Genomic DNA, 280 nt, shown 5'->3' with positions numbered 1-280 from the left:
CCTCGAACAGCACCTTCTCGACATGCGCCTTGGCGACCAGCCGCAGGTTGGGCCGCCGCAGCGCCGGGCGCAGGAATGCCTTGGCGGTGTTCCAGCGCACGCCCCTGCTCTGGTTCACCTCGAAGAAGCCGGAACCCTCATTGTCGCCGTCGTTCACATCCTCACGCGGCATGATGCCGAATTCCTTCGCCGCTTCCTGCACCGTGTTCAGGATCGGCCAAGACAGGCGTGGCCGCGCCACGTTCCATTCGCCGCCGGAACCATGCAGCCTGGTCTTGCC

1 protein-coding gene is annotated in these 280 nt (G+C 65.7%); it reads right to left on the bottom strand.

Annotated features, from left to right (window positions below; all coding sequences use genetic code 11):
- The coding region (locus EN862_RS35910; RefSeq protein ID WP_135913361.1) for a GMC family oxidoreductase N-terminal domain-containing protein at nucleotides 1-280 on the bottom strand (280 nt) is incomplete at both ends.

Origin of the sequence: Mesorhizobium sp. M2E.F.Ca.ET.219.01.1.1, assembly GCF_004016445.2 — a bacterium.
Classification (GTDB): Bacteria; Pseudomonadota; Alphaproteobacteria; order Rhizobiales; family Rhizobiaceae; genus Mesorhizobium.
This window is presented reverse-complemented; position numbering and strand designations above follow the sequence as displayed.